The sequence below is a fragment of the Pirellulaceae bacterium genome, from assembly GCA_019636385.1.
Classification (GTDB): domain Bacteria; phylum Planctomycetota; class Planctomycetia; order Pirellulales; family Pirellulaceae; genus Aureliella.
Map to the genome: position 1 here is coordinate 959,326 of JAHBXT010000002.1, position 11,688 is coordinate 971,013.

General features: G+C 54.9%; 8 protein-coding genes. 6 read left to right on the top strand and 2 right to left on the bottom strand.

Annotation, left to right across the window (positions count from 1 at the left end; all coding sequences use genetic code 11):
- The first annotated feature begins 52 nt into the window (after nt 1-52).
- The 3 genes from KF752_09220 (at nt 53) to KF752_09230 (ending at nt 6,506) form a co-directional block, all read left to right on the top strand.
- Nucleotides 53-964: a hypothetical protein gene (locus tag KF752_09220; protein ID MBX3421721.1), complete on the top strand. Its 912-nt coding sequence runs from the start codon at nt 53-55 to the stop codon at nt 962-964.
- 96 nt (nt 965-1,060) lie between these two features.
- Nucleotides 1,061-2,836 (top strand): Gfo/Idh/MocA family oxidoreductase, encoded by a 1,776-nt coding sequence (locus KF752_09225; protein ID MBX3421722.1) that lies wholly within the window; start codon nt 1,061-1,063, stop codon nt 2,834-2,836.
- Nucleotides 2,837-3,149: 313 nt separating this feature from the next.
- On the top strand, nt 3,150-6,506 hold the full coding sequence (locus KF752_09230) for a hypothetical protein (protein ID MBX3421723.1): 3,357 nt from the start codon (nt 3,150-3,152) through the stop codon (nt 6,504-6,506).
- Between the two features lie 56 nt (nt 6,507-6,562).
- Here KF752_09230 and KF752_09235 read toward each other — a convergent pair whose 3' ends face one another.
- On the bottom strand, nt 6,563-7,480 hold the full coding sequence (locus KF752_09235; GenBank protein MBX3421724.1) for a purine-nucleoside phosphorylase: 918 nt from the start codon (nt 7,478-7,480) through the stop codon (nt 6,563-6,565).
- Nucleotides 7,481-7,502: 22 nt separating this feature from the next.
- Nucleotides 7,503-8,345, bottom strand: coding sequence for a purine-nucleoside phosphorylase (locus KF752_09240; protein MBX3421725.1), 843 nt, complete (start codon nt 8,343-8,345; stop codon nt 7,503-7,505).
- 305 nt (nt 8,346-8,650) lie between these two features.
- Here KF752_09240 and glgC point away from each other — a divergent pair, with 305 nt between their 5' ends.
- The 3 genes from glgC (at nt 8,651) to KF752_09255 (ending at nt 11,332) form a co-directional block, all read left to right on the top strand.
- Nucleotides 8,651-9,943 carry a glucose-1-phosphate adenylyltransferase gene (gene glgC / locus KF752_09245; GenBank protein MBX3421726.1) on the top strand — a complete coding sequence of 431 codons (1,293 nt, stop codon included), beginning with the start codon at nt 8,651-8,653 and terminating at the stop codon, nt 9,941-9,943.
- 17 nt (nt 9,944-9,960) lie between these two features.
- The gene (locus KF752_09250) at nt 9,961-10,989 is read left to right on the top strand and encodes a GGDEF domain-containing protein (protein ID MBX3421727.1); all 1,029 of its coding nucleotides are present in this window, start codon (nt 9,961-9,963) and stop codon (nt 10,987-10,989) included.
- A gap of 121 nt (nt 10,990-11,110) precedes the next feature.
- A complete protein-coding gene (locus KF752_09255; GenBank protein MBX3421728.1) occupies nt 11,111-11,332 on the top strand; it encodes a hypothetical protein in 222 nt (73 codons plus the stop codon).
- The last annotated feature ends 356 nt before the right edge of the window (nt 11,333-11,688 follow it).

The window sequence follows — 11,688 nt, forward strand, 5'->3', positions numbered from 1 at the left end:
TACGGAGGTCTATCCGCCAACGATCTGGTTTCAGCTACGGAATTCGCCGCCTATGCACAATTTTGCTCGCCTGGGAACTCTGGGGATCGTGGCCATCGTCGCCCTGCGACTGGCTATTGGCTGGCACTTTTTCATGGAAGGTGCCGATAAAGTCAAGTCCGGCAAGTTTTCATCGGAGGGGTTCCTAAAATCGGCTGACGGGCGTTTGGCCGGGTATTTTCACGGCCTGATCTGGGACCGTGACGGCAGCGCACGATTGGACTACGAGCTTGTCAGCAAACTTTTTAAGGGCGCCGCCGCCGAAGTCCAGCAACGATTTTCGCTCAGCGGCGAGCAGGTCAAGGCTGTGGAACGACAGGAGAAGCTGTCTCAGGACAAGCTCAAGCTGGTCTTTGAAGAGTATGCCGCAGAGATATCCAAGCACCAAAAGAACCGCGAACGACTGAAAGTGATGAGTGAGAAGGCGGTTTGGAATCAAGTACCTGGACTGCGCGCACAGAAAGAACGCATTGCCCGCGAGGACAAGTCGTCGGTCCAACCAGCCATCGAGTCGATTCAAGCGATATGGGATCAGTATGAACGCAACCTCAACGCCGTTGCTACCTCCGAACAACGTGCGGCTGGCAGATATTATCGAATTGAGCGACCCGGCGAAGGTGTCGTGTCATCCAGGACATTGGACAAGGTTATTCCAGTGTTCGATTTGACCATCGGCGCGCTGCTGGTGCTGGGACTGCTGGTGCCTTGGGCGGCGACGGCCGGAGCGCTGTTTTTGTTTGGCGTCGTGCTGTCGCAGTTTCCCGGGGACCATGGAACAGAGCTGACCTACTTTCACGCCGTCGAGGCACTGGCATTGATTTTTCTGGCGAGCGTTGGAGCCGGACGATTCGCGGGTCTTGATTTTTTGACCTGGGCTTGGTGGCAAAATCGTCGCCTCGCGCGTTCCCGGACGACTCCCGTCTAACGCACAGTTGGCAAGTGACTGGAGCGCTAACGCGACAAACTACATCTGGCCTAAACTCGCAACACGATACCGAAATCTAAACAAGGATCCCAATAGATGCTGGAATTGACCGCTGAACAGCGACAGACAGGTGCCGACAACTATCACGAAGCGGTCGGCGTTACGCGCCGCGACTTTATCAAGGGAGTCGCCGCATCGGGAGTAGTTTCCGGCGCAGGCTTGGGTGCGATGTACTTTGGCTACCAACGAATCAACAACCCAGTACGCGTTGGTGTGATCGGTGTCGGTGACGAGGGCAATGTGCTGATCGGAGGCTGTACGCCGGAATTTGTTGATGTGGTCGCAATCTCGGATATACGCCCCAGCAGCATTCACCGGGCCTTTCATGGCGATTGGTCCAGCCCGGCAGCCCTAGAGGCTCGGCCTGGTCTCATAAAACAGTACGGCTACAGCAATGAGACCCAGGCCAAGCAGCACGTCAAAGTATACGACCAAAACAATGGTGGGATTGAAGCGTTATTGAACGATGAGCAGGTTGAAGCTGTCATCATCGCTTTGCCACTATGGCTGCATGCACCGATCGCCATCCAAGCTATGCGTCGTGGTAAGCATGTGCTGACCGAAAAGCTGATGGCTCACAATATCGCACAGTGTAAGGTCATGGCCCGCGTGTCCGACGAGACCGGTCTACACTGTGCCACTGGCCACCAGCGACACTACAGCGTGTTGTACGACAACGCAGTTCATCTGCTACGGTTCGGTTTGCTGGGACAATTGCACCACATTCGCGCTCAGTGGCATCGCGGCAACGTGCCAGGTAGGGATAGTTGGCAGGTACCTTTACCCAACGACAAGTCAATAAAGCGTCAGCGCGACACCTTTCAAAAACAGTTAGATGAAGCCCGAACCCCTAGCGAAATTGAGATGCTGTCTCGTAAAGTCGCACAATGGGACGCGTGGTTGCAGGATGTTAACGTCGAGGCAGCCCGTCATGGATATCAAGACATCGTGTTGCCGCAGGGTCGCCAGCGTTCGGCGATGGAAGAACTGGTTCGATGGCGTTTGTGGCAACGCACTGGTGGTGGATTGATGGCCGAATTGGGTAGCCACCAATTGGATGCAGCCTCAATCTTTTGCTCGGCCCTGCGCAAAGATGGCAAGAAGGCACATCCGCTGTCCGTTCACGCGGTGGGCGGCAGGCTCGTCTTTCCAGCCGACCGAGAAGTAGAAGACCATGTCTTCTGCACCTTCGAATTCCCCGGACCCGAATACGACTTCGATGTGGGATACCGCAGCGAGGCTGAAGACTATCCGCCCAAGGGCAAGCCGCTGCCGGGCTATGAGCAAGATCCGAGCAAGAAAATAATTGTCACGTATTCGTCGATCAATGGAAACGGTTTCGGCGGATATGGCGAAGTCGTGATGGGCACCAAGGGCACCTTAGTTTTGGAACGCGAAAAGGAGATCATGCTTTACAAGGGCGATGATTTGTCGGCCAAAGTCTCTGTCAAGCAAGATAAAGGCGGCTATCAGTTGGATACGCAGGCTAGCGGGAGCTATGCGGCTTCAGCGGTTGCAAAAACTGCTGCCGGCGAAGAAGTCAGTCGCGGCTATACCGAAGAAATTGAACATTGGGCCTGGTGCATTCGCAATCCCGCACCGGAAAACAAGCCTCGTTGCTACCCCGAAGTCGCCATGGGCGATGCTGTCATTGCGCTAACGACCAACGTGGCCATGGCCAAGCAGTCGCGAGGAGAACCCGGCTTTGTTCGTTTCGACGAAGCTTGGTTTGACGTTTCCAGCGATGCAACCCCAGACGGTAGCAGCGTTTCCGAGCAGGCCGCAGCGCTCGATGGCTGGAAGTTTACCTAGACGATTGTTGGTCTTGGAGCTTACGCCTGCCAGAACACGTAACAGGGATTCACACTCCCGCTCTGTGTGCTCTGGCCTGCCTAGCTGCTGCCTCACCGTGCCTATAGCCTGCATTAGCGCATTGCCGCATCTACCTCGGGCGATTGCAACCGCTGTATTCGTTAAAACCGTTACCAGCAGGACCATCCGGAGTCCATTCATTTCGGCGAGAACTGATTCAGGCTAGCTGAAGGCAACTAGCTGACGATAGCCGACAGACGAAGGGCTGCCCCTGCCCGGCGCGAATACTGGAAGACAATGGAGTCTAGACGACATGAAGTCGGCGACGCACAGCGGAGTGTTTGCAACTGATCCACGTCAGAGTTGGCGCACACCGGCCCGCGCGGCGGCAGCTCTCTTGGTGCTGCGTGACGATTCTGGCCAAATTGCTAAACAATGGCCCATTGCGCAGGCCAAAGCCACTCTGGGCAGCGCAGAGAATTGTACCTTTCGCTGCCAACTTCCCGGCATTGCACCGTTTCACGCGCTGATCGTCAATGGCTCCAGGCAGACCTTCATACGCGCTCTCGCACCACAGCTTTCACAGGATGGCAGGCAGGCCAACGAACTTTTGCTCGCCGCACCTAGCAGCCACTTTGAAATCGCCGGACACCGCTTCGAGATTCTGCGGAGCCCACTGCCGTCCGCCACCGAAGTTCAGCAGCAACAGCGTCTCAGATTCGCAGTCTCTCGACCGTTGAGCTTGTCTGCCGAGCAGGCCATCGCCGCCTCGACAACCAGCCCCTTAAACCCGTCAGCGGCTGGCCTGCCAAGGGAAGTCGATATTCCCTGGGTGTCGGACCTGATTCGCAAGACCATCGAGCCGCTGGAGGCTCAGATCGAAAGCTTACTCCTGCCAATCGCAGAATTTCGAGCACAGTCGGTTCACGATCGACGGCAATCGGACTTTCTTGTTGAAACCGAACTAGAAAAGCACAGCCCACAATCTGCGGTCGCGACCACCGAAAACGCGGACTCAGCCCTATCCGCTATGCCTGGCCAGGTTGACCGACGTCGTCACCACTCCCGCCGCAGTACCGACGCACAGCGCGCGCATTACGAAAAAGCTTCGGCCGAAATCTCGGAAGAGATCACCACCATCATCGCGCGTCAATCGGCTACGCTAGAAGCTCTCAGTGAACGCCTGCAAGACGTCAATCATCAACTATCCACGATTGAAGGCATCATTGCTGAAGAAACATCGCCAGAAAGTTCCGCTCAGTCGCAGGTCACTCAGGAATTAACCGCTCAACGCACTGCCATCGAGCAATTGCAGACTGGCATGGTCGCAGTCACCGAATCACTAAACCAGCTACATGACAAGCAACAGTCTGCACAATCGGAAGGATTATACTGGAAATCGGAAGTTCAACTGCAGCTCGAGCAGCTATCGGGTGCCGTAGCTCAACTGACACAACATGTCGCCAATCATCCAGATACTTCGGTCCTGGAGGCAATACAGTCGTTACAGACAAGCCAACAGCAAGCACAGGAAGAGATTCAGAAGTGGCAATACTGCGTTCAGGAACAGCTAGAGAAGCTGGACAAGCAGTTGCATCTGTCGACCACCCGACCGCTGCTTGAAGCCGCGGCGCAATCTTCAGCTCCGCAATCTGACCATGAGAGCGGGTTGCCGACCCGCACTAATTCCGAAGCCTCAACCCCAACGCTCTCACCACAATTAGGTCCTAGGTCTGAAGCAGGTGACTCTGCACTTGAATCGCCAGCTTCCGGTCAGCTCTCAATTGGCGCAGCGGAGCAGTTCTGGGATTCCGAGGCATCCTCAAGCAGCCCCGATAATGGATGGCTCGATCAATGGTCTGCTAACCACTCAGAAGCAACTAGCAGTGGACCGGTGCCATCGACCGGAAATGCAGGATCTATTGCCAATGCGTCAGTATCTGACGGCACGAATCCGAACATTCCCGCTTGGTTTATCGCCGATGAACACGCAACGCCCGCACCCATCGGTGGTCCGGCTGCGTTGACGATGCCACAACCCGCTCACGACACCCTCAGCGACTGGGGCATGCAGTCGTCGCAAATGGAACCGACATCTGCTGATGACATAGCCTCTAACCAGCCCGAAATCAAACCCACACAGCACGAACAGTGGCAGCGGTCACAATCGCTTATACAAGATGATACTTGGGACAGCAGTATGCCTGGCGCTACTTCAGAGCAGGCCTTCGAGAGACTTTCAGCTGAACGATTGGTAGAGGAAACTTTTCGACCCCAGAATCAGTTGCCAGCATCACAGGCAAGCGAGCTGTCGCTGTGGGAGACTGAAAGTATTGCCTTAGATACTCCGGAAGCGCAGCCTCCGGTTGATGTGGCCAGCTCAACGAACTGGGAAGAGCCGGAATTATTTATGGACGGCCAGTCCGTCGACCTTCCCGCTGAAATGGCAACAAGCCAACAAGGCCGACTTTGGCCATCACTCGCACAGGGCAGGCCCACGTCAAACTTATCCGCCTTGTCCGCAGTTGACGAACAAGTGGTTCCATTGGCGGCAGCGGAGTTGACTAGGGAGCCCCAGGCGAGCGCTCAACCTGACTGGTGGACTGCAGAGGAGTCACTGTCCATTGGCGGATTGCAGCCGCTACCAGCCCGCGAACAACAGGCAACATCACGCAATGACAACCGCGAACGAGCCATTCTCGATCTTCGCAGAGCACTGCTGGAAGATGTAGAAGAATTCGAGCAACCAACTGAAACTGCGTGCTTAGAGGCCGATGCGCTTGATGCCGATGCCTGCAGCATGTGGGAAAATGCCCGCCTTGCCGATTCTGGCGACGATGCTAAGGCCACCAGCCACTGTTACCATGATTCCTCAAGCAGTACCGCTGGCCAATCGCTGGCTGACGAAATGCCTGTTGGTATGGTTAAGGGGGATGAGCCGTCTAGATATGAATCGGCTATTCTGAATGAACCCGATGATCCAGCCTTTGAAGTTCAAGACGACATGGCTGTACTTCCAGAGCACAATTTCCATGCGCCGGTGTCTGGAGAGTTGTTTGGGCTGGGCAGCAGCCCATCACGCAACCCGGCCACAGCGAGCGACTCGGTGGGCGATGGTGCGGAGGAAGAAAGCGTTGAAGAGTACATGCAGCGACTACTCGCTAGAATGCGCGGCGATTCCGGTCCCGTAGCGACCGCTGCCGTGGAAGCACGCCCTAAAGCTGTCGCGGCCCCTATCCAAACGGCTCGGTCGGCCTTTCAGCCGACTCCGCCAGAACTTACTCCAGAGGCCAGAGGATCGTTTGACTTTGACAGCTACAAATCGCGTACAAACGCCCCGGAAAAACCAAAGAACATTACGGCACTGCGGGACTTGGCAAATTCCTCTGCCAGGACTGCAATTCACAAAAGCACACGTCAACGCTACCTGTCAACCAGTTTGTTGAAGCTGTCAATCAGCATGGTTGGATTTACTGTTGCCGCGGTTTTGGTAGCTATCAACGGAGTGGCGATGAATATAGGCTTGGTCGCCACAGTAGCCTCGCTGTTTGTAGCAATTATTTGGGGTTATGACGGTGCAAAGGGACTCAAACCCCTCCTGAACAACGGTCTGGTTCTCTCACCTCCGGTCACAGATGAATTTGAAAAGCAGGTTGTTGATCAGGAATAGATCTACCCCAAAATAGATCCACCCCAACAAGCAAGAGCAAGACTGGCACAGGATCCCTAGTCAGGTTGGCCAGACATTTGTTCCAGTAGCTCTCGTACAATCACCTGCAATTTTGGCCCCGCTTGATTGCTCGACTGAACAACTTCTGCGTGAGAAGTCTCCTGTGGCGTGTCGGTAGATGCCACATTGGTAATGACTGAGATGCCCAATACTTTCATACCCAACTGAGCGGCAGCTATGACCTCCGGTATCGTGCTCATGCCCACTGCATCGGCGCCAGCCCAGCGAAAGAATTTGTACTCAGCTCGCGTTTCATAAGTTGGTCCCAACGTCCCAACATAACAACCCTGCTGCATGGCAATGCCATGTTGCTGTGCAATCGAATTCACTTGGGCTGTCAACTGTAAGCAGTAAGGACTTACAGGACGCGGGAAATCATAGCCTACTACACACGGCAGTTGAAGCTCTGGCTTCGCGGGGCTTGGGATTGGTTCGCCTAGCGGTGCTGCGCGACCAAACTGTCCGGGCCACAGTAAGTCGATATGCCGGTTGATAACCATCAGATCGCCAACGCGAAAAGTCGGATTAACGCCACCTGCAGCATTGGTCGTGATGAGTGTGGTGGCACCTAAGGCACGCAGGACATAGATTGGAAACTGCACTTCGCGCGGACTGCGGCCCTCGTACCGATGACTGCGGCCTTGCAACAGCACGACGGGCACTCCGCCAAAATAGCCCAGAACCAGCCGGCCGGCATGCCCTACGGCGTGCGTCTTGGAAAAACCGGGCACGTCAGCATAAGGAATGCTGGTGGCATGAGTAACCTGCGCGGCTAGGCCGCCCAGTCCGCTACCTAAGACGCAGCCAACCCACGGAGCGAGTATTCTATGCTGCTGAATCACCTCGCAGGCCGCGGTGACGCATTCATGGAACTGGGCCGGCAAGCAGCGTTGTAGATCAATTTCGGCAGGCATCTATCAGGTCTCGAAGGCCAGATTACGCGCTGGCCGGACGCTGCTTTTCGTACTCCAGTACGCCCCGCATCAGTGCTCGCAATTTCGGCTCAGCCGCATTTGCGGTGGCGATTATTTTATCGACATCGGCTGCCTCCAGGGCATCGGGCAGGCACATATCGGTAATCACGGAAAAACCGACGGCCCTCATACCCGCGTGGACTGCGACGATAACTTCTGGCACAGTCGACATCCCCACAACATCCGCCCCTATGGCGCGCAGAAAACGATACTCGGCTCGCGTTTCCAAATTTGGTCCTGAGACCGCCACAAAAACTCCGCGGTGAGCCACGATGTTTTGCTGTCGAGCGACTTCCAGGGCTTTATCAATCAGCGTTTGATCGTACGGCTGCGACATATCCGGGAATCTTGGCCCCAAACGATCGTCGTTAATGCCAATCAATGGATTGTCGCCCATTAGGTTAATATGATCGTCAATTACCACGATATCGCCCGACCGATGATTGGGGTTCATACCGCCAGCCGCGTTGGAAACAACCAACAGCTCAGCCCCCATAGCCCGCATGACTCGGACTGGCAGTGTTACTTGCTTCAACGGGTAGCCTTCGTACAAATGAAAACGGCCCTCCATGGCCATCACGGGCAGCCCGCAAAGGCTGCCACAAACCAGCCGTCCACGATGGCTAGTCGCAGTGGATTTCGGAAAAAACGGTATATCGGCGTACTCGATGGCAACCGCTTCTTGGATTTGTTGGACCAGCGGCCCCAAGCCGGTACCCAAGATGATTCCAGCTCGTGGCCGCTGATTCCAGCGGCTACGTATCACCGCCACCGCTTGTTGAATTTGATTAAATAGTTCCAGCATTTTTTGAAACTGACAAACGAGCTGATTGCCCAAAGTTGGTACCCAGTGCCAACAGAACGCCGCTGAGGCATTCGTATGCCAGCCATGCGTGCGAGCATTAAAACACGGAATAGTCCCATCGGCAACTCCCGGTGGACACGGAAGCCCACAGCTACCCCGTGCAGCCCTGACACAATTGGAGAATCTGTGACAATTGGAATAATGCGCGCGAATCTAATCAATTCCGCGATTCTCTCGAAAAGGGAAAGATGCTATCTTGACGATGTTCCTACCTGGCAACCGACTCACGGAGAAGCGCTGCGCAGATGAGAAACAACCTTTTGGCAAGCACGACGGCTGTTGTTCTAGCCGGTGGCAAAGGCACGCGATTAGAACCGCTGACGCTGGATCGAGCCAAGCCAGCCGTCCCGTTTGGCGGCAACTATCGCATCATTGATTTCGTCTTGTCCAATGCGATCAATTCCGGTCTACGCCGGTTGCTGGTGCTGACCCAGTACAAAGCGCTTAGCCTGGACCGGCATATCAACCTGGGATGGCGACAGTACTTCTGCGCCGAATTGGGCGAGTTTCTGGATGTCGTGCCGCCTCAACAGCGCATCGATGAGCATTGGTATCAAGGGACTGCCGATGCGGTGTATCAGAATATTTTCGTGATCGAAAAGGATCGTCCAGAATATGTGGTGATCCTGGCGGGCGACCATATTTACAAGATGAATTACTTGTCAATGCTCGAATTCCATCGAGAGATGGATGCTGATTTGACAGTGGGCGCACTGAATGTATCCCGTGAATCAGCCAAATCATTTGGCGTGATCGAAGTTGATTCGCAGTCCAGAATTGTCGGGTTCGAGGAAAAGCCTGACGAACCTAGGACATTGCCTGGAGACGACCAAACCTGCCTGGCCTCGATGGGAATCTATGTCTTTACCGCTCGATTCTTATTCGAGCAGCTGTGCCGTGACGCCACTGAGTCGGACAGTCAGCATGATTTTGGGCGTAATATCATTCCGTCGATCATCGAGTCGCATCGCGTATTTGCTTTCCCATTTAAGGATGAAAATCGTAAACGCCATGCCTACTGGCGAGACGTCGGTACAATCGACGCCTACTTTGAAGCCAATATGGATTTGATCCATGTCGATCCGCAATTGAATCTTTACGATCAGGATTGGCCCATCCGCACTCTTCAGCCTAACTTGCCGCCACCGAAATTTGTTTTTGGAAGCGATGGCGACCCAAACCGCTGCGGGCAAGCCATCGATAGCATCGTCTGCCCGGGCACCATTATTAGTGGCGGTCGCGTGCTCCGCAGTGTGATCAGCCCTCGGGTGCGGATAAACAGCTACGCCAGCGTCGAAGATAGTATTGTTTTAGGGGGCGTGAACATCGGGCGACGCGCGCGAATACGTCGCGCCATTATCGACAAAAATGTCAATATTCCACCGGGCATGGAAATCGGGTTCGACCCCGACCTCGATCGGCAGCGCGGCTTTACGATCAGCCCTGGCGGCATCGTAGTGATTTCTCGCAACGACAGCCCGACCAGCGACTTTGATGAGCTACGGTATGTGGACCCTCCGTCGGCAGTCTATCGATAAGCTTGAGGGCCACCAGCGTGCCTACGAATACCACTGTTTTTCTACTCGGATTGGCGGCGGGTTCGCTTCTACTGGTATTGGGGCTGGGGCTCGGCTTCTGGTTTGGCAAGAAGGCCGGAGTGGCCGGTTCACCCGTCCAGGGCCAACAATTTTTGGCTTTGCTCCGCAGTATGTCGCAATGGACCAGCGAGCTATCTGGGGATGTCGTCAAGTATCAGAATCAGCTCAGCAATATCGATCAGCGAGTCCGGTCGGGCACCGCTCATCCAGAAGAAATGATGAACATGGTTTCGCAGATGATGGAAACCAACCGACAGCTTCAAGCACGCTTGGAAACGACCGAGCTGAAGCTGGATACGCAAACCGATCAATTGGCCAGCTACCTGAAGGAAGCTCGTACCGATGGCTTGACCGGCTTGATGAATCGTAAAGCGTTTGACAAAACTACCGATGAATTGTTCGTGCAGTGGCAAAAGCATTCTAAGCCATTTTGCCTGGGACTGGTCGACATCGATCACTTCAAGAAAATCAATGACACTTATGGACATCCGGCTGGTGACCAAGTTTTGAAACAGGTTGCTGTGCTCATGCAGTCCGAGCTGACCGATTTGGTTTGCATTGCACGCTACGGTGGCGAGGAGTTTGGGTTCTTAACATTGACGCCACTGGCAGAAGCAGCCGCGCAGCTTGAGCGCTTTCGTCGCTCACTGGCCAAGATTCAAGTTGAATTCGAACAGCACGCAATCACCATGACGCTCAGCGGTGGCGTGGCTCAAATCGTTCCCAACGAACGGATCGGCCTGCTAGTCAGGCGGGCTGACGAAGCACTCTATGCGGCCAAAACCGGAGGCCGAAATCGAGTCTACATCCACAACGGCCAGTCGTGCCAGCTCATCTCCCAGGTTCCCAGCGGACAGCACACCACCCCAGCAGTTCCTCCAGCCTCACATACGGACCCGCATCCAGCGGACCCCCCCAGTCTACATATACAACAACGATTGAAAAGAATTGTCGAAGAAGAATCTCAACGGGTTGGCGGGCGGTGACCGAAGGTGTCCATGGGTAAGCGATGATCTTGAAGGAAGCTGCCTTCGGCACAGTTGCGCCGGGCATGAACTTCAATTTACGGGAGCTAAATCCATGAACCGACAATTGCTGGCCAAGGCTATGCGAGATTCAGACAGGTGGGCAATCACTCTGGACTATGTTGATTGCCATGGTCGAAAAACTCAACGAGTCATCAGTCCCATTCGATTTCTAGGGCGCGATCGAGTGCTCGCACTGTGCCTGAGCCGTTGCGAACCTCGGCAGTTTCAACTTGACCGTTGCACCAACATGCAAATCCAGCCGGCCAGCAATTTCCTAATGCCGGTGACCATGCCCGCGTAAGCTGCTGCTGAAGCGTGCCGTGTGGTGAGTGCGCTGTCAGTTGTCGTGCCAGCGGAACAGCCACACATCGCAGTGTTCTGCTGCCAACGCATGAAACGCTTGCGACCCGGCAGCATCGATCCCACCGATTTCGGTAACCAACTGGTACGACATTCATCGCCCCGGATACCACTGAAGCTCTGTATAAAACATGGCATCCACGGCAATATTGGCCGTCTGCATTGCCTGGATATGCTCTTGTACTGGTCGCCAACGCGCTATGCGTGGCAACGCCCAAAGCCAAATGACCAACACGATAGTCACTGCCAAACACAGCCGGCCAGTCCGCTTCCAACTGTATCGACATGACTGGCTGG

What these genes read in the sequence shown, in the direction of transcription:
- KF752_09240 (MBX3421725.1), bottom strand. Translation starts at nt 8,345, where the DNA reads ATGCTGGAACTATTTAATCAAATTCAACAAGCGGTGGCGGTGATACGT.
- KF752_09220 (MBX3421721.1), top strand. Translation starts at nt 53, where the DNA reads ATGCACAATTTTGCTCGCCTGGGAACTCTGGGGATCGTGGCCATCGTC.
- KF752_09235 (MBX3421724.1), bottom strand. Translation starts at nt 7,480, where the DNA reads ATGCCTGCCGAAATTGATCTACAACGCTGCTTGCCGGCCCAGTTCCAT.
- KF752_09255 (MBX3421728.1), top strand. Translation starts at nt 11,111, where the DNA reads ATGCGAGATTCAGACAGGTGGGCAATCACTCTGGACTATGTTGATTGC.
- KF752_09230 (MBX3421723.1), top strand. Translation starts at nt 3,150, where the DNA reads ATGAAGTCGGCGACGCACAGCGGAGTGTTTGCAACTGATCCACGTCAG.
- glgC (MBX3421726.1), top strand. Translation starts at nt 8,651, where the DNA reads ATGAGAAACAACCTTTTGGCAAGCACGACGGCTGTTGTTCTAGCCGGT.
- KF752_09225 (MBX3421722.1), top strand. Translation starts at nt 1,061, where the DNA reads ATGCTGGAATTGACCGCTGAACAGCGACAGACAGGTGCCGACAACTAT.